Source organism: Gemmatimonas sp., from assembly GCF_036405635.1.
Lineage (GTDB): Bacteria > Gemmatimonadota > Gemmatimonadetes > Gemmatimonadales > Gemmatimonadaceae > Gemmatimonas.
The window spans coordinates 36,075-53,764 of sequence record NZ_DASWXE010000037.1; the positions used below are offsets into that span (position 1 = coordinate 36,075).

The following is a 17,690-nucleotide window of genomic DNA, read 5'->3' on the forward strand; positions in this document are numbered from 1 at the left end:
TCCTCCACCCCGAGTCGCCAAACCCGCAACCCGGGACTGCCGGTCTACATGTGCAGCGCGCGGCCCAGCGCGCTGAGCGCGGCTTCCTTCACCGTCTCGCTCAACGTCGGGTGCGAGTGCACGGTGATTGCGATGTCTTCCGCGCTGCCACGGTATTCCATCGCCAGCACCACCTGCGCGAGGTTGTCGGCCACGTGCGGGCCGATCATGTGGCAGCCCAGGATCTCGTCGGTGTCCTTGTCCACCACGAACTTCACGAAGCCCTGCGTCTCGCCCATGGTGCGCGCACGACCGTTGGCGCTGAACGGGAACTTGCCCACGCGATAGGCACGTCCGCTGGCCTTCACTTCCTGCTCGGTGAGGCCCACCGTGGCGATCTCGGGCCATGTGTACACCACGCCCGGCATCGTGCGGTAATGCATGTGCACGGGCTTGCCGGCGATCACTTCCGCCGCGATCACGCCTTCGTCTTCCGCCTTGTGCGCGAGCAGCTTGCCACCCACCACGTCGCCGATGGCGAACACGTTCGGCAGGTTGGTGCGCATCTGATCGTTCACCGCGATCTCGCCACGCTGACCGAGCTGCAAGCCAAGGGCCGCCGCATCCACTCCCGACAGCGACGGCTTACGGCCCACCGACACCAGCACATAGTCGCCCTCGAACGACAGTGCCGCGCCATCCTTCTCGGCGTGAATGGTCACACCGTCTGCGCGCACATCGGCGCCGGTGACCTTCGTGCCCGTGTGGATCTCGAGCCCCTGCTTGCGCAGGATCTTGTCGGCTTCCTTGATGACATCGTCATCGTTACCCGGCAGGATGGTGGGGGCGAACTCCACCACCGTGACCTTGGCACCCAGACGGCGCCACACCGAGCCCAACTCGAGACCGATCACGCCACCGCCGATCACGATGAGATGCTTCGGCACCTCGGGGATCTGCAGCGCCCCCACATTCGACAACACGCGCTTCTCGTCGAATGGCAGGAACGGCAGCTGCACCGGCACCGAGCCCGTGGCGATGATGACGTGCTTGCCCTGCCACGACGTCACGTTGCCATCGACATCCTTCACGTCCACGACGTTACCGGCCTTCAGCGTACCGAAGCCCTTGGCCCACGTGATCTTGTTTTTGCGGAACAGGAACTCGATGCCCTTGGTGTTCTGCGCCACCACATCAGTCTTGCGCGCCATCATCGCCGGCAGGTCGACCGAAGCGCCTTCCACTTTCACACCATGTTCGGCGGCGTGCAGGCGCAACCACTCGTAGTGCTCGGAACTCTGCAGCAGTGCTTTGGACGGAATGCACCCGACCGTGACACAGGTGCCGCCGAGCGTCTTGTCGGCTTCGATGCAGGTAACGGAGAAGCCCAGTTGGGCTGCACGGATCGCGGCCACGTAGCCGCCGGGGCCACCGCCGAGGACGAGGACGTCGGCGGTCTGAGGGGTCGGGGAAGTCATGTGCGGAAGATAAACGGCTCGCTGTCCCGGAGCAGGAAGCGCCGGGCGAGATTGGTGATGGTCAAAGGGGACGACCCTTCGAATCGGTTGTTGGCAATGACAAAGACCGTCGTGGCATGGGCCAGCGCACGGTCGATCAGGGTCAGGATGTCGTCATGCCCCTCAGGAAACGCGTCCTGGATCCGATCGTAGGGCGAAAACGCTTCGACCGCGTCTGTGTAGGTGCGTCCGGGCCGAAGCAGGGCGCGGGCGACGGTGAAATCCGCGGTGAGTGCATCCGCGTGGAGCAATTGCGCACCGATCGCAGGCATGTGGGTCCAGGAGCTGAACACGTGCGCCACCCGGTGAGCCCGCAGCGCCGCAAAGTACGGTGCCTTGAGGTGTTGAGGGGTGCGAATCTCCACGGCATATCGCGGCCCCACGGGTAGCGCGCCAAAGAAACGATCGAGCTGCTCGGCAAAGGCCGCTGCATCGAGGCCTGCCGATCGGGGGATGGTCTCGAACTCGAAAAGAAACACGCCGGCGTGTTCACCGAGATGTTCAACCGTCGGCCCGATCACCGCGTCCACGCACAGGGCCGGATTGAGCCAGTCGGGGTTCCTGCCCGATGGATGCGTCTGCACCACGCCCATCTGCCGGAGCATGTGGTGTCGCGGGCTGTTCAGCGCATAGGAGGTCACCTGATCCCACACTTTCATGACGAGCGGGAAATCGGGCGGAAGCGCGTGTCGGTACTCCTCGAGTACCTCAGGCGTTGGTGGCCGATAGAAGAACGAGTCCACTCCCACCGTCCGAAACAGCGGGCATCGCGCATACTCCGCCAACATCTCGACCGTTGCGCCGGTCTTCGGATAGCTGCGGCGATAGACCATGCCCGACCAGCCCGGATACGTCCAGCTGGATGTTCCGAAGCGGAGCGTCGGTGGCAGAGCGGCCCTCAACCTGGCCGCCTCCTGCATGAACTGCTCGTGACCGTCGAGGGGTTCCTCGAACAGCGATGGCTGAAAATCGTCCCGTGGCGCCATGCCGCCATTGTAGGCGGCAGCAGCCAGCCGGTCTACCGTCGAGCGAGTGTTCCGCGTGCTGCTAACGCACCGCTAGCGCACCGCCGCCGCGTCCAGCGAACCGTGCGCGATCACATCACCGGCGGCGTCACGACGCCACCACTGGCCCACGAGGCGCCCGCCGCGCACGCGCGCGTCGAACAGGAGCTGCGCACCCTCCACAAGACCCACCAGGGCGCGCTGGGCGCCGTCGAGCAGCTGCACCGGCTCAGGCGCAGCATCGGCGACAGTGATGGTCAGTCCCATGAACGGGACCATGGTGCTGGTAGTGCTGGGGTTGAGCGAGCGGGACGGCTGCAACGAAAAGCTCGTCGTCTCGCCGCCTTCGTCGGCGGTCAGCGCTCCCTGCCAGGGGCCGGAGAGCGAGAACGGTGCAAGAGAGAGCGAGGGCATGACGGACATCCTGACTGACGATGGTGCGGAGCACAGTGGAGCGCGCCGGGAATGGGGCTCCTGATTGCCTGTACCCGTGAGACACGGCGATCCGTGACAAGGTTGGCAACGGAACGGCGCCGTTACGCCACAGTGACGTCGCCTGAGCCCGCTGTGGCACTTGGCAACCCGGGCTCCGTCCGTACATTGAGCATCAGGAGTGCGTGATCCACGGCCGGTGTCACCATACCGGCATCCGTGACGTCACGACGCTCACTGCGTCCTGAGCATGAAGGCCATCAAGGCCGTGCTCCAGACCGATCGTCGGCAGCGGCTCCAATCCTCGCATTGAAAACGCACGCTGACGAACCCCGACGTCCCTGGCGGAAACGCTTGGGGCGTCGTGGTGCATCTGGGGGTGCTTTCACCCCGCGCCGACTTCACCGGGGCTCCTTCACCGATGTCCGACTTCAAGATCGATCTCCAGCGCGCCCGTGTGCCCGATGTCAACGTGCGCGGAGGCATGACGCTGGCTGTGCAGCGCATCACGTTATCGCGCCCGGCCGATGCGGCAGCGCCGACCATGGTGTTCCTGCACGAATCGCTCGGCTGCATCGAGACGTGGCGCGAGTTCCCCGCGTTTCTCGCCGAAGCAGCAGGACTCGATGCAATCGTGTACGACCGATTGGGCTATGGCCTGTCGGCGCCCATGTCCGATGCACCGCGCACCAAACGCTACCTGCATGTCGAGGCGGAGCGGCTGTTTGCGCTGCTCGATGCATTGGGCATCGGCGACGTGGTGCTGTTCGGGCACAGTGATGGCGGATCCATCGCATTGCTTGCGGCGGCCATGCAGCCGACGCGCGTGAAGGCCGTGATCACCGAAGGCGCACACGTCTTTGTGGAAGAGGAGACGCTGGAAGGTGTGCGCATCGCCAAGGCGCTCATGGCCAAGACCGATCTCCCGACACGCCTCGCGCGCTATCATGGTGACAAGGTGGCCCGGCTCACGTCGGCGTGGATCGACACGTGGTTGTCGCCTGGCTTTCGCGACTGGAATATCGAGGCCGATCTGCGATTCGCGCGCTGTCCCGCATTGGTGATTCAGGGTGAGGACGACGAATACGGCACACCGGCGCAGGTGGATTCCATTGTGAAGGCGTGGGGAGGCAAGGCCGAGGCGCTGCTGCTGCCCAAGGCCCGCCACACGCCGCATCGTGAAGCCACCAAGGCGGTCATGGACGCCGTCACCACATTTCTGCCACGCGCTCTCGTCTAGGCGCAGGGTGTCGTTGTGAAGAACGCGAAGGGGGCACGGAACCGAGATTCCGTGCCCCCTTCGTATTTGGTCGCTGCAGATCAGAGGACCAGCATGGCAGCCGGGTCTTCCATCAGCTCCTTCACACGCACGAGGAACAGCACGGCCTGCTGTCCGTCGATGATGCGGTGGTCGTAGCTCAGCGCGATGTACATCATCGGGCGGATCTCGACCTTGCCGTCAACCGCGATGGGGCGGTCCTGAATCTTGTGCAGGCCCAGAATGCCGGACTGCGGATAGTTGATGATCGGCGTGGAGACCAACGAGCCGAACACGCCACCATTCGTAATGGTGAACGTGCCACCCGTGAGATCGTCCATCGACAGCTTGCCGTCGCGCGCGCGCTTGGCCACGGCGCCGATGTCCTTGCCGATTTCCACGACGCTCTTGCTGTCGGCGTCCTTCACGTTCGGCACCACGAGACCCGCGTCGCTGGCGACGGCGATGCCCATGTTCACGTAGTGCTTGTAGACGATGGAATCGCCGTCGATCTGCGCGTTCACGAGCGGATACGACTTGAGCGCGATGCACGCCGCCTTCGCGAAGAACGGCATGAACGACAGCTTCACGCCCTGTTCCTTCTCGACACGCTCCTTCATGCGCTCACGGAAGGCCGTGATCGCCGTCATGTCGATCTCGTTGAACGTCGTCAGGTGCGCCGTGGACTGCTGCGACTGCAGCAGGTTCTCCGCGATGCGCTTGCGACGCGTGGTCATCTTCTCGCGCGTCTCGCGGCCAGCAGCCGATGCAGGCGCCGAGGCCTTGGCCGGAGCTGCAGCAGGCGCAGCAGGCGCAGCAGGCGCAGCGGGAGTGGCCGCTGCCGCAGGTGCTGCCGGCGCACGCAGGGCGTCGACCACATCGGCCTTGGACACGACACCACCGCGTCCCGTGCCGGCCACGTCGGCCGTGTTCACGCCACTTTCCGTGGCGAGACGGGCCGCAGCCGGAGAGACCTTGGCGTCGGCAGACGCCGTGGCCGCGACGGGAGCCGCAGCGACCGGGGCCGCCGCAGAGGCCGCAGGCGCGGGTGCCGCAGCAGCGGGCGCCGCGCCGGCCGACGCCGCGGCACCGGCCGCGATCTCGCCCAGCACTTCGCCGACCGCCACGACATCACCTTCACCTTTGGCACGCGACGTGAGGACGCCCGCTTCGAGCGCCGGCACTTCAACCGTGATCTTGTCCGTTTCGAGCTCGACCAGCGTATCGCCGGTGGCGACAGCGTCGCCCTCCTTCTTGAGCCAGCGCGAGACGGTCGCCTCGACGATGGATTCGCCGAGTGGGGGAACCTTGATGGACGACATGAGGCGGAGCTGATGAAGGAACAGTGTCGCGGAACGGGATCCGAACGTGGGCTTCGAATCAGGTCATGAACTCCGAAATATAGAGAGCCGCACACCGAAGCTGCCCACCCCACCCGTACCTTTTGCATCCGGGGATGTCACTAGATTGCGCGCATGCGAGCCCTGACCTTCAGCGCCTTTGGTGGACCCGAACAGCTCGTCGTGCGCGATGTGCGCGAGCCCACCCTCACGTCGGCCGATTCGGTGCGTGTCCGCATTCAGGCGGCGGCCCTCAACCGGCTCGATCTCTGGGTGCTCAGCGGCATCCCGGGGTCAAGGATCATTCCCGGCTGGCCGTTGGGATCCGACGGTGCCGGTATCGTTGAATCGGTGGGCTCAGCCGTGACCAGCGTGAAGCCGGGCGATCGGGTGATCATCAATCCGGGCGTGCTCGACCGCAATTGCCGGTGTGAGTACTGCCGGGACGGTGACCAGCCGCTGTGTCTCACGTATGGCATTCTGGGTGAACACCTGCCGGGCACGCTGGCCGAGTTCGTGGTTGTGCCGTCGGCCAATGTGCGCACGATCCCCGACTGGATCCCCTGGGACATCGCCGCCGCCTTCCCCTTGGCCACGCTCACGGCCTGGCGCATGATCGTCACCCGTGCAAAGGTGCGCCCGGGCGATCATGTCCTGATCTGGGGCATCGGTGGTGGCGTGGCGCTGGCAGCTCTGCAGATCGCCAAGCACATCGGTGCCACCGTGTGGGTGACGTCGGGCAGCCCGCAGAAGCTCGAGCGGGCCCAGTTCCTGGGCGCCGACCACCTGCTGGACCACCGCGAGGCCGATCTCGGCAAGCTGATTCGCAACCGCACCGGTAAGCGGGGGGTCGATGTGGTCATCGATTCCGTGGGCGAGGCCACCTGGCCGCAGTCACTGGTCGCACTGGGCAAGCGCGGGCGTCTGGTGACCTGTGGCGGCACCTCCGGCCCGATGGTGCAGGTGGACGTGCGCCGGATGTTCTGGAACCAGTGGACGCTCATGGGCTCCACCATGGGCAACGACGCCGAGTTCGATGCGATGACCGAGTTTTTCCGGCACGGCTCACTGCAGCCGCCGGTGGATTCGGTGTGGACGCTGGAGCAGGCGCCACTTGCCTACGAGCGCCTCGGCTCGGGCGCACAGTTCGGCAAGGTCGTCGTCACGCTCTGAAGGCGCTGAGGTCCGGAGAACGGGATGGCCGAAGCCGCGCGGTACACGGCAGACGAAGAGAAGGCACTCAAGGCCGCTGTCCTGGCTGGTGAGACGCCCATGTGCCCGCGCTGCGCGGTGCGTATGACCCATCGCCCGATCGGCGGTGGGTCGTTCGGGTTGGGCTACCACCGGCAGCGCGAATGGCTGCTGTGTCCGTCGTGTCGCCGCAGCTCCATCTTCGATGTGAAACGCGGGACGCGCTTGTAGGCGTAGTGAGCCGTGCTCCACTAGTTTTGTACCGATTGTTTCGCGCTTCGACGCCTCTTCTCCGGATTCCCTTGTTTCAGCCGTTCGCGACACCGTTTGCTGATTCGCTGCTGCTCGCCGATGCGGCGGCGCAGAGCCCTGCGGGCACCACGACCATGCCGAGCACGTTCTCCGAGCGTCTCGAGCAGAGCTTCTCGCTGCTCAGTGAATTCGTGCCGGCGCTGTTCGGGGCGCTGGTCATCCTGTTCGCGGGATATCTCGTCGCGAAGGTGGTGGAGAAGGGCACGACGCGGTTGCTGCGGCGATTGCGCCTCAATCAACTGCTCGAACGCGGCGGTGTGCTGCAGGCCGTGGAGCGTTCGGGTTCGCATCTGAATCCGGCCAAGGTCATCGCCAACCTGCTGTTCTGGGTGGTGATGTTTGCGGTGCTGCTCGTGGCCGCGAGTGCCATCGGTCTCGACTCGCTGGCGAACGTCTTCACGGAGCTCATGAGCTACATCCCGAGCGTGATCGCGGCGATCGTGATCATCATCCTCGGCATCGTGCTCGGTGGCTTCGTGGGTGGGCTCATCATGGCGTCGGCGGGCGGCCTGTATGGCGGCCCGTGGCTGGCGCGTACGGGCCGTGGTGGCGTGATCGTGCTGGCGGTGTTCATGGCGCTGCAGGAGCTGGGTATCGCCACCGACATCGTGACCACGGCGTTCGCGATCCTGTTTGGTGCCGTCGCCCTGGCGCTGGCTTTGTCGTTCGGGCTGGGCAATCGCGACCTCGCCGCGGAGATCACGCGGGAGTGGTACGAGCGCTATCGCGCTGAACGTCGGGCCATCGACGCCGAGGCGGCCGCCGAGGAAGCCGAGGAGCTGGCGGAGGCCACGTCCGAGGAGGCCGAGGAAGCGGCCGCCGATGCGGCGGCTCAGGCCGAGGCCGTGGCCCGCAAGGCGTCGCAGACGCCTGATCGCGCCGCCCCCAAGGTCTCGCTGTAAGCAGGCCCTGTAGCACCCCCTGTCGCACCGCGAAATCCGCGCAGTACGGGCGATGTGTCGAGGCTGACGCAAGGCCCGAAATACGCGATTTCGCCCATGTGAATCCGGGCAAACCAGCGGTTAAATTTCACTGGTTCCACCCGTATTGGCCGTACCCCCTGCCCGCGACATCATGACCGGTCCAACCAGCCGCGAACGCATCCTGCCCCGCCTCATCGACGAGGAGGTCAAGGAGTCGTTCATCAACTACTCCATGAGCGTCATCGTGTCGCGCGCCCTGCCGGACGTGCGCGATGGCCTCAAGCCCGTGCATCGACGCGTGCTGTACGCGATGAACGAGCTCGGACTGTTGCCGGGCCGTGCGTACAAGAAGTCCGCGACGGTGGTCGGTGATGTGCTCGGCAAGTATCACCCGCACGGCGACAGCAGCGTGTACGACGCGCTCGTCCGCATGGTGCAGGACTTCTCGCTGCGCTATCCGCTGGTGGACGGCCAGGGCAACTTCGGCTCGATGGACGGCGACAGCGCCGCGGCCTATCGCTACACCGAAGCCCGCCTGACGCGGATGGCGGTGGAAATGCTCACCGATATCGACAAGAACACAGTCGATTTCGCGCCGAACTTCGACGATCGCTTGGAAGAGCCGCGGGTGCTGCCCGCCGGCTTCCCCAATCTGCTCGTCAATGGGTCGACAGGCATTGCCGTCGGCATGGCGACGAACATTCCGCCGCACAACCTGCGCGAAGTGATCAATGCCGTGGTGGCCCTGATCGACAATCCCGAGCTCGATGCCGGGGAGCTGCGCAAGCATGTGAAAGGTCCGGACTTCCCGACGGGTGGTTACATCTACGGCCGGGCAGGCATCGCGGACTATCAGGACACGGGCCGTGGCCGCATCATCATGCGCGCGCGCGCCGTCATCGAAGAGAAGGAATCGAGCGGCAAGTCGCAGATCGTGGTGACGGAAGTGCCGTACCAGGTCAACAAGGCCAAGCTGGTGGCGGACATCGCCGAGCTGGTGCGCGACCAGAAGCTCACGGGTATCTCGGCGTTGCGCGACGAGTCCGACAAGGACGGCGTGCGGGTGGTGATCGAGCTCAAGCGCGATGCGATTCCGCGCGTGGTGCTCAACCAGCTGTACAAGCACACCGCGATGCAGAGCACGTTCGGTGTGATCATGCTGGCGCTGGTGCCCGATCCGAACACGCGGCAGCTGGTGCCGAAGGTGCTCACGCTCAAGCAGTGCCTCGAGCACTACATCGAGCATCGCCATGAAGTGATCGTGCGTCGCACCCAGTTCGACCTCGACAAGGCGCTGGAACGCGAGCACATCCTGGAAGGCCTCAAGATCGCCGTCGACAACATCGACGAAGTGATAGCGCTGATCCGTGCCGCCGAGGATACGCCGACGGCGAGTGGCCAGCTGCAGTCGCGGTTCGGATTGTCGGAGCGGCAGGCCGAGGCGATCCTCAACATGCGCCTCGCCAAGCTCACCGGGCTCGAGCGCGACAAGCTCGAAGACGAGCTGCGGGAAGTGCGCGCGTTCATCGTCGAGATGCGGAGCATCCTCGAGTCGAAGACGCGCCGCATGGAGATCCTGAAGGGCGAGCTGCTCAAGATCGTCGAATCGTACGGCGACGAGCGGCGCACCGAGATCGTGAGCGACGAAGGGGAGTTCTCGATCGAGGACCTGATCGCCGAGGAAGAGATGGTGGTGACCATCTCGCACGGCGGCTACATCAAGCGCACGCGGTTGTCGCTGTACAACCGTCAGGGGCGCGGCGGGCGTGGGAAGGCGAGTGCGGACCTGAAGGAAAACGACTTCATGGAACGCTTCTACGTGGCGAGTACGCACACGTACATGCTCATCTTCACCGACGACGGCCGGTGCTTCTGGCTCAAGGTGCACGAGTTGCCGGAAGCCGGGCGCAACACGCGCGGCAAGCCGATCGTGAACCTGATCAACGTGACACCGGACACCCGCATCCGGGCGATCGTGGTCACCAAGGAGTTCTCGGATACGGAATTCCTGCTGTTCTGCACGCGAAACGGCACCGTGAAGAAGACGGCGCTGTCGCAGTATTCCAATCCGCGGGCAAACGGCATCAAGGCCATCAAGATCGACTCGGAAGACGAGTTGATGGACGTGCAGGTGACGAGCGGCAACAATGACGTGGTGCTCGCCACCCGGCATGGCCTGTCGCTGCGCTTCCACGAGAGTGATGTCCGTGAGATGGGGCGCGACACCACGGGTGTGAAGGGAATCGAGCTGCGTCCGTCCGACCAACTGGTGGGCATGGTCGTCATCAAGCGTGAGGCCACGCTGCTGGTGGTGACCGAGCGTGGCCTCGGCAAGTGCAGTGAGGTGAGCGAGTACCGCGTGCAGAAGCGCGGCGGCAAGGGCATCCTCACGCTCAATCGCACGGTGAAGACCGGCGACGTCATCGCGCTGATGGAAGTGGTGCCCGAAGACGAGCTGATGCTCATGACCCGTGGCGGCATCGCGATCCGCAGCAAGGTGAGTGAGATCCGCGTGACCGGTCGTGCGGCACAGGGCGTGAAGCTCGTGGCGCTGGACGATCAGGACGGGGTCTCGGCTGTGGCCCGCGTCATTCCGGATGACAAGGAAGAGGGAGAGGGTGGAGAAGAGGCGGTAGGCGAAGCGCCGGCCACGGAAGGTGACGGCGAGTAAGACCTCGTCGTCGCTGGATGACGTGGGGCAGTAACGTCAGGACGCGCGCATTCCGCGCGCGTCGGTCTTTCGAGGAGTGGGAATGGCGACGTCGCGCATTCTGGTAGCCGACGACGACGAAGCGGTGCTGCAGTCCGTGACCTGGTTGCTTCAGGAAAACGGCTATGAGGTCATTCCCGCCAACGGTGGCAACGCCTGTCTCGAACAGCTCGAGCGGCGTTCCCCGGACCTGCTGCTGCTCGATATTCTCATGCCCGATGCAGACGGCTGCCAGCTGCTCGAGCGCATCAAGGCCGATGAGCGCTGGCGCGATCTACCGGTGCTGATGCTGTCGGCGCAGCCGCCGGAAGAAGCGTCGGTAAAGTCGCTGGGCCTGGGCGCCGCCGACTTCATCCGCAAGCCGTATCGCCCCAAGGAGTTGTTGGCCCGTGTGCAGGCGCAATTGCGCATGGGCGCACTGCTGCGTTCCACGCGCACGGCCCTGCAGCGCACCGAAGAAGCCCTCGTGCGTGCGCAGCAGGACGCGGACAGCCGTCGCAAGCTGGTGGACATCCTCCACGAGGTGACGGGCGACCTGTCGGTGAACGAGCTGTTTCACCTGCTGGTTCGCCGCGCCGCGCGTGCACTCAATGTGTCACACTGTTCGGTGGTGCTCGCGCGACCGGGAGATTCCCATGCGGTGGTGGTCGCCGCATTCGAGAATCCGTCGTTGCAGCACCTGTCGGTGCAACTCGATCGCTACCCGGAAATCCGGGCGGCGCTCGAAAGCGGACAGCCGGTGCTCGTGGAAGACCTCGAGACCCATCCGCTGTACGAAGGGGTGCGCGAGGTGTGGGGCATCGAAGGCATCGAGGTGTCCATCCGCTCGGTGATCGCCCTGCCGTTCTCCATCGACCGCGGGCAGTACGGGGTCTTCCTCGTGCGTCGTACGCGTGATCAGGAGCGTTTTGGCCCGGCCGACCTGGAGTTTGCGCAGGCCGTGATCACCGCAGCCGTTGCCGTGATCCAGCGCGCGCAGATGGTGGAAAGCACGATGGCCGACAATGCGCGCCTCGAGCAACTCGCGCAGACCGATCCGCTGACGCAGCTCCTCAACCGTCGGGCACTCACCGAGCGCATCACGGCCGAAATGGAGCGCGCGTTGCGGTACGATTCGACGCTCGCGTTGCTCATGATCGACCTCGATCACTTCAAGAAGGTCAACGACACCTTCGGGCACCTGGTCGGCGACGACGTGTTGCGGGATGTGGGTGCGCTGCTCAGCCAGACGATTCGCGGCAGCGACATCACGGCGCGCTATGGTGGCGAGGAGTTTCTGGTGCTGCTGCCCGAGACGGACGATGCGGGCGCGGTGTCCTTTGCGGAGCGGATTCGTGTCGCCGTTGAGGAACATCCTTTTGCGCGCGGATCCATGGCGGAGCCGCTCAAGCTCACGGCCTCAGTGGGCGTGGCCGTGTTTCCGGCGGCTCGCATCGAAAATGTCGAGGACCTGTTCGCTCGCGCCGACGCGGCGCTGTACCGGTCCAAAGCCGAAGGTCGAAACCGGGTCCGGATGTAGACTGCCTCGGTCGTCCGGGAGACGGTCGGGAGAAGGTCGACGGATGTGCGTCACCGGGTGTTGGTCAGCCGATCATCGCGCTGAGGCCGCGCGGGCGTTGCAGTTCGACCACTGTGACGCTCAGATGATCGACCGGAATGTCGAACATCTTGGCCAGCGGGATATCACGCAGCTTGCACAGCGCGGTGCGGATCCAGCCGGCGTGCGATACCACCACCACCGCGTCGTGTGGCATGAGGCTGATGGCGTCGAGGGCTTCGTCCACCCGCGCCGCCAACGCCGCGACCGTCTCACCACCCGGCGGCGCATGCAGCGTCCACTGCGCCATCCATTCCCGCAGGGCTGCGCCTTCGGTCATCTCGAGCTCGTGCCAGTTACGGCCATCCCACGCGCCGAAATGCATCTCGCGCAGACGGGGGTCGACCACGAGGGGGAGCGTGAACTCCGACACAATTGCTGCGGCCGTGTCGCGCGCGCGTGAGAGATCGCTGGTCACCACCACCGCGTCTACGAGCCCGCCACCGGGAGCCTGAAGTGCGTCCGCGAGTGCGCCGTCCGGTGCGATCAGGTGTGCCAATGAAGCGCGCCCACGGTCGGACAACGCGAGATCGGTGTGTCCGATGCAACGGCCGTCGGCATGTGCGGCTTCCGCATGCCGAATCAGGATGAGTTGTACCGAATGCGACTCTTCCTGCTCCATCGGTTCGATCGCGCTCATCAGGCGAGCCAACCCCTCACGGGTGCAGCGGCAAGCATCAGGTAGACACCAAGCTCCACGAGTTGATTCACGGCACCAAGCGCATCGCCAGTAATACCACCAATACGACGGCGGAAATAGCGCCCTGAAGCAGCTGTCAGCAAGAGTGCGAGTGTGATCGCCGGCAGCGCGACCTCGCCAAGACACAGTGTGACCACGATTGCTGACGCGATGGTGGCTGCCATGATGCGGCCCCGGTGCACGCCGTCCACGAACGGTCGACCGGCGCTGGGCCGTTCGGCGGATTCAGCCGGCCGGACGTAGGGGAGTGCCGCGATGAGCCACACACTGGCACAGCGGCCCAGTGTGTGCGCGGCAATCAGCGCGGCGGCGGCCTGTGCGCCGGAGAACTCGGCCAGCACCACACACTTGGTCACGACCGCCAGAATCATCCCCACCAGCGCGTAGGACCCCACGCGGCTGTCCTTCATGATCGTGAGCACCTGCTCGGGCGTCCAGCCACCGCCGAAGCCGTCGAGCGAATCGGCCAGTGCGTCTTCGTGGAAAGCCCCCGTCAGGCGCACCGTGGCCACCGTGGAGAGCAACGCAGCAATGAGCGACGACCACCACTGATCGGCCAGCAGAAACACGATCGCACCAACCGCACCGACCACTGCGCCGACCAGTGGAAACCATGTGGCGGAACGGGGCAGGTCAGAGAGGTCGTGCGCGATCCAGCGCCACAACGGTATGCGCGTCATGAACGTGAACGCGGCCGCAAAGGCGCGACCTTCGGCGGCGAACGACCAACCGGCGCTGCCGGTGTCGCTACTGCTCACGGCGTCACCGATGCCGATGCCGACGCCGATGTCGTTGTGTTCGCGCTATTGTGCACGTCGGCCTGGTCACCGGCGGACACGCCGGCTTCCGCAAAGGTCGCCATGTCGGACATGATCGCCGCTGCTGCGCGCAGCAGCGGCACCGCCAGCACCGCCCCGCTGCCCTCACCCAGGCGCATATCGAGCTGCAACAGCGGACGCAGCTCACCGCCGCTCAATGCCGCCAGCGACTCGATGGCCATGGTGTGGCCGGTCTCCGTGGAACGATGTGACAGGAACAGACGGGCCATGACAGCGCTCGGTCCCGCTACCTCTTCCCGCGCCATGGACGCCGCCGCAAGCACCGCGACCGTGGAGATGAACCCGTCGACGAGGATCACCACGGGGTGATGGGCGGCTTCGAGCGTGGCACCGGCCATGGCGGCAAGTTCGAGACCACCGAGCCGTCGCAGACATTCGCGCGCGCTCAGCGGAGTGGAACGCTGGCCGTGCAACGTGAGTGCCCGTGCCACCACATCGCGCTTGTGGGCGAGCGCCGCACCCTGCACGCCGGTTCCCGCACCGACCGTGAACTCCGGAGCGCGACCGGTGAGTGCAGACAGCACCGCCGCCGCCGCGGTGGTGTTGCCGATGCCCATCTCGCCCAGCCCCACCACATCGACGCCGGCGCGCACGGCGCGCCGCACGGCGGAGGCGCCAGCCTCCAATGCCTGGGCGAACTCGGCGTCCGTCATGGCCGGCTCGCGGAGCAGGTTGCGCGAGCCATGGCGCACCTTGTCCTGCCGGATGGCAGCGAGCGATATCAGGTCGGCATCGACGCCCACGTCGATGACTTCCACCTCGGCATCGTTGGTGCGGGCGAGCACGTTGATGGCCGCTCCACCGCGGGCGAAGTTGCGCATCATCTCCGCGGTGACGGCGCGCGGGTAGGCGCTCACGCCTTCTTCGGCCACACCATGATCGGCGCCGAACACGCAGATGCGCGCCTGATCGATGCGTGGAGACAGTGTTTGCTGCAGCACGGCCAGGCGCACTGCGCTTGCCTCGAGTGCGCCGAGGGCGCCGAGCGGTTTGGTCTTGCCGTCGATGGCCCGCTGGGCGGCTTCAGGCGTGACGGCGAGTTCTGCACGCTCGGCGGATAGGAATTGCAGCGCACCGGTTTCGCCTTGCGTGCACGACACCCACCAGGCATCGGCATTGGGCTGGTGCAAACTCCAGAAGTCGAGCGGCGACATGCCGAGTGCGTCGAGGAGGACCACCCGATTGAAGTGACCGTGCGCGGAGACCAGTACCGATTCGCCAGGATGTCGCTGCACGATGCGTGACAACGCCTGCATGGCGCGTGTGCGTACCGCCGCCAGCGATTCGCCATCGGGGAAATCGAGCGACCATGGATCGAGACGCCACTGGGCGTCGGCGCCCGGTGGCCAGTCGAGCGGTGAGGAACCCTGCCAGCGTCCGTAGGACAGCTCCACCAGATCGTCGTCGACATTGGCGGGCTGCGCGGCGTCGTGCAGCAGCAGCTCGCTGGTGCGGATGGCGCGTGCGAGTGGAGACGTATACGCCGCCGTGATTGCATCGAGCGCGCCGGATGCGGCCAGCCGCGACCGCAGACGCAGCACCTGCTGCTCACCACGCGCACTCATGGGCACATCGAGTCGACCCTGGCATTGGCCGCTCGCGTTGTGCGCGGTTTCACCGTGGCGGATGAGCAGCAGGCGAGTGACCGCGAGTGAGGACGCGTCGTGACTCACAGTTCGATGCCTGGTTGTGCCGGGATGCCCTTCTCACGGTACGGATGTTTCACGAGATGCATTTCGGTGACCAGATCGGCCAACTCGATGAGTGCTGGTGAGGCATTGCGTCCGGTGACCACGATATGCATCCAGGACGGGCGGCGGCGCAGCACGTCCAGCACCATGGCCTCGTCGAGCCAGCCGTAGGTGAGGCAGTAGGTGAGCTCGTCGAGAATCAGGATGTCGAACTGCTCGGACTCGATGACTTCCTGCACGCGCTGCCAGCCCTTCTGGGCCAGCGCACGATCGGCCTCGATGTTGTCAGACAGCCAGGTGAAGCCGTCGCCCAATGGTACGATGTCGATGCCGAGTTCCTCGGCGGCAATGTGTTCTCCGTAGCGCGTTTCCGCGCTCTTGATGAACTGGAACATGCCGATCGAGAACTTGTAGCCGGCGGCGCGCACGAGGATGCCCAGTGCGGCGGTGGACTTGCCCTTGCCGTTGCCGGTGTTGACCAGCAGCAGCCCCTTTCGCGTGGCGCGATCGGTGCTCATACGTCGATACCTCCCTGCGCCTTGATGCCCTGTTCGCGCAGCGGGTGCTTGATGACACGCATGTCGGTGACGAGATCGGCCGCGTCGATGAGTGCCTGCGAGGCGTCACGTCCAGTGACGATCACGTGGGTGCCTTGTGGGCGTTCCTGCAGTGTGCGGATCACGTCGGCCTCGTCGAGCCATCCCCACTTGAGCGGTAACGTGAGTTCATCGAGGATGAGGACATCATACGTGCCTTCGGTGACGTGACGCGCGCAGAGCTCCCAGCCGGCGATCGCGCGGTTGCGGTCTTCGGTGAGATCGCGGTCTTCCTTGCGACGACTCTTGGTGCAACCGCCGCCCATGGCCACGGTTTCGATGCCCAGCAGGCGTGCGGTGCGATGCTCACCGGTGTTGCCCAGCCGCTTCACGAACTGGTACATGGCGGTGCTCATGTCGCGGCCGTGGGCGCGCAGCATGACCCCGAGAGCTGCGGTGGTCTTTCCCTTGCCATGTCCCGTGTTGACGATGAGGAGGCCGTGACGGTCCTTGCGCGGCGGCACCCGATACGCACCGGGGCGCTTCTGCTTGGGGGTGGGCACCTTGCGTCCATTGGCGGCGAGCGCGGTCTTTGGTGCAGCGAGTGGATCGACGCGGGGTTCGATCTCGTCGTCGAGCAGTTCCACGGTGGGCTCGAGATCGTCCTCGAGCGGCAGGTCGGGATGCGTCATGAGGCAGACAGGGAAAGGGTGGAGCGAAGCCGGGTGAACGCCTCGATGAGGCGATCGTTGTCTTCGGCGAGTCGGGCGGCCACGCGCACCTGGGTGGGCAGGCCAAAGGATGTGGCGTCGCGCACCAGCAGCGCGGCGTGTTCCAGCAGCCACTGACGTGCGCGCGCGGCATCACCGCAGTGCACGAGGAAGTAGTGCGTGTCGCTGGGTGTCACCGAGAAGCCGATGCGCTCGATAGCGGCACGCATGCGCACCGCTTCCTCGCGCAGCGTAGCCGTCGTCGTGCGGGCGTGTGACTCGGCTTCCGGAGTCAGCGTGGCCATCGCAGCCGCCTGCGCGGCGCCCGAGACAGCCCACGGAGTGCGCACGGCTTCGAGTGCGCGAATCACTTCGGGCGTACCAACGCCGAAGGCGACCCGCACATTGGCCAGGGCATGATCCTTGGTGAGCGAACGCAGGTGCAGCACATGGGAGTGACCAGGCAGTGCCGGTGTGCCCTGTGGCGCGGCGGTGAAGCCGTCGTAGGCCTGGTCCAGCACCAGCAACGCGTCCACCGCCTCACACGCATCGGCAATCAGGCGCAGCGTGTTCAATGGCAGCTGCTGACCGACGGGGCTCGACGGCGACGCGACGAAGACCATCTTGGGTCCATTGGCAATGTGAGCCAGCAGCTCGTCGACAGTGGGTGCCTCCTGTACACGGGCACCACAGAGGCCCGCGGCGCGCGCGTACTCCCCAAAACACGGCGTGGCCACCAGCACTGTGTCTTGAGGCTCCACGTACGCCAGGCAGACGGCCTGAATCAACTCAGCCGAACCCGCACCGAGCATGATTTCCGCGATGGGACGGCGGTATCGTGCGGCGACCGCTGCGCGGGCGCCGAGGCTGATGGGATCCGGGTACTCATCCACCGCACACGCCGCGATGGCGTCGCGCACCACGGTCGCCGGACCGTGTGCGTTGAGGCAA

The 17,690-nt window shown here is 65.5% G+C and carries 16 protein-coding genes; 6 read left to right on the plus strand and 10 right to left on the minus strand.

The window, feature by feature from the left end:
• Window positions 1-44: 44 nt before the first annotated feature.
• The 3 genes from lpdA to VGE27_RS02445 form a co-directional block, all read right to left on the minus strand.
• Window positions 45-1,457, minus strand: a complete 1,413-nt coding sequence (gene lpdA / locus VGE27_RS02435) for a dihydrolipoyl dehydrogenase (protein WP_331048037.1) — start codon at window positions 1,455-1,457, stop codon at window positions 45-47.
• Window positions 1,454-2,482: a DUF72 domain-containing protein gene (locus tag VGE27_RS02440; RefSeq protein ID WP_331048038.1), complete on the minus strand. Its 1,029-nt coding sequence runs from the start codon at window positions 2,480-2,482 to the stop codon at window positions 1,454-1,456. Before VGE27_RS02440 ends, lpdA begins: the two co-directional genes overlap by 4 nt.
• A gap of 72 nt (window positions 2,483-2,554) precedes the next feature.
• Window positions 2,555-2,914: a hypothetical protein gene (locus VGE27_RS02445; RefSeq protein WP_331048039.1), complete on the minus strand. Its 360-nt coding sequence runs from the start codon at window positions 2,912-2,914 to the stop codon at window positions 2,555-2,557.
• A 439-nt stretch (window positions 2,915-3,353) separates the two neighbouring features.
• On the opposite strand from VGE27_RS02445, the gene VGE27_RS02450 reads away from it, so the two are divergent.
• Window positions 3,354-4,172 carry an alpha/beta hydrolase gene (locus VGE27_RS02450; RefSeq protein WP_331048040.1) on the plus strand — a complete coding sequence of 273 codons (819 nt, stop codon included), beginning with the start codon at window positions 3,354-3,356 and terminating at the stop codon, window positions 4,170-4,172.
• Window positions 4,173-4,252: 80 nt separating this feature from the next.
• Here the strand turns inward: VGE27_RS02450 and odhB are convergent, their stop codons facing one another.
• The gene (odhB, locus tag VGE27_RS02455; RefSeq protein ID WP_331048041.1) at window positions 4,253-5,512 is read right to left on the minus strand and encodes a 2-oxoglutarate dehydrogenase complex dihydrolipoyllysine-residue succinyltransferase; all 1,260 of its coding nucleotides are present in this window, start codon (window positions 5,510-5,512) and stop codon (window positions 4,253-4,255) included.
• 153 nt (window positions 5,513-5,665) lie between these two features.
• Here odhB and VGE27_RS02460 point away from each other — a divergent pair, with 153 nt between their 5' ends.
• From VGE27_RS02460 to VGE27_RS02480, 5 genes are all read left to right on the plus strand, one after another.
• Window positions 5,666-6,703: a zinc-binding dehydrogenase gene (locus VGE27_RS02460; RefSeq protein WP_331048042.1), complete on the plus strand. Its 1,038-nt coding sequence runs from the start codon at window positions 5,666-5,668 to the stop codon at window positions 6,701-6,703.
• 24 nt (window positions 6,704-6,727) lie between these two features.
• The gene (locus VGE27_RS02465) at window positions 6,728-6,952 is read left to right on the plus strand and encodes a hypothetical protein (protein ID WP_331048043.1); all 225 of its coding nucleotides are present in this window, start codon (window positions 6,728-6,730) and stop codon (window positions 6,950-6,952) included.
• A 71-nt stretch (window positions 6,953-7,023) separates the two neighbouring features.
• Window positions 7,024-7,935 (plus strand): mechanosensitive ion channel family protein, encoded by a 912-nt coding sequence (locus VGE27_RS02470; protein ID WP_331048044.1) that lies wholly within the window; start codon window positions 7,024-7,026, stop codon window positions 7,933-7,935.
• A 172-nt stretch (window positions 7,936-8,107) separates the two neighbouring features.
• Window positions 8,108-10,627 carry a DNA gyrase subunit A gene (gyrA, locus tag VGE27_RS02475; protein ID WP_331048045.1) on the plus strand — a complete coding sequence of 840 codons (2,520 nt, stop codon included), beginning with the start codon at window positions 8,108-8,110 and terminating at the stop codon, window positions 10,625-10,627.
• Window positions 10,628-10,709: 82 nt separating this feature from the next.
• Complete coding sequence (locus VGE27_RS02480; protein ID WP_331048046.1) at window positions 10,710-12,185, plus strand: diguanylate cyclase; 1,476 nt, start codon at window positions 10,710-10,712, stop codon at window positions 12,183-12,185.
• Between the two features lie 64 nt (window positions 12,186-12,249).
• Here the strand turns inward: VGE27_RS02480 and VGE27_RS02485 are convergent, their stop codons facing one another.
• From VGE27_RS02485 to VGE27_RS02510, 6 genes are all read right to left on the minus strand, one after another.
• Window positions 12,250-12,903, minus strand: coding sequence for a histidine phosphatase family protein (locus VGE27_RS02485; RefSeq protein ID WP_331048047.1), 654 nt, complete (start codon window positions 12,901-12,903; stop codon window positions 12,250-12,252).
• Entirely contained in the window at window positions 12,903-13,721 is an 819-nt protein-coding gene (cobS, locus tag VGE27_RS02490; protein WP_331048048.1) for an adenosylcobinamide-GDP ribazoletransferase, read from the minus strand. Before cobS ends, VGE27_RS02485 begins: the two co-directional genes overlap by 1 nt.
• Window positions 13,718-15,475 carry a nicotinate-nucleotide--dimethylbenzimidazole phosphoribosyltransferase gene (cobT, locus tag VGE27_RS02495; RefSeq protein WP_331048049.1) on the minus strand — a complete coding sequence of 586 codons (1,758 nt, stop codon included), beginning with the start codon at window positions 15,473-15,475 and terminating at the stop codon, window positions 13,718-13,720. Before cobT ends, cobS begins: the two co-directional genes overlap by 4 nt.
• Window positions 15,472-16,011: a cob(I)yrinic acid a,c-diamide adenosyltransferase gene (gene cobO / locus VGE27_RS02500; protein WP_331048050.1), complete on the minus strand. Its 540-nt coding sequence runs from the start codon at window positions 16,009-16,011 to the stop codon at window positions 15,472-15,474. The genes cobT and cobO overlap by 4 nt, the downstream gene beginning before the upstream one ends.
• Complete coding sequence (locus VGE27_RS02505) at window positions 16,008-16,721, minus strand: cob(I)yrinic acid a,c-diamide adenosyltransferase (RefSeq protein ID WP_331048051.1); 714 nt, start codon at window positions 16,719-16,721, stop codon at window positions 16,008-16,010. Before VGE27_RS02505 ends, cobO begins: the two co-directional genes overlap by 4 nt.
• Window positions 16,718-17,690 (minus strand): histidinol-phosphate transaminase (locus VGE27_RS02510; protein WP_331048052.1); only part of this gene is annotated, 973 nt, incomplete at its 5' end. The genes VGE27_RS02510 and VGE27_RS02505, both read right to left, overlap by 4 nt.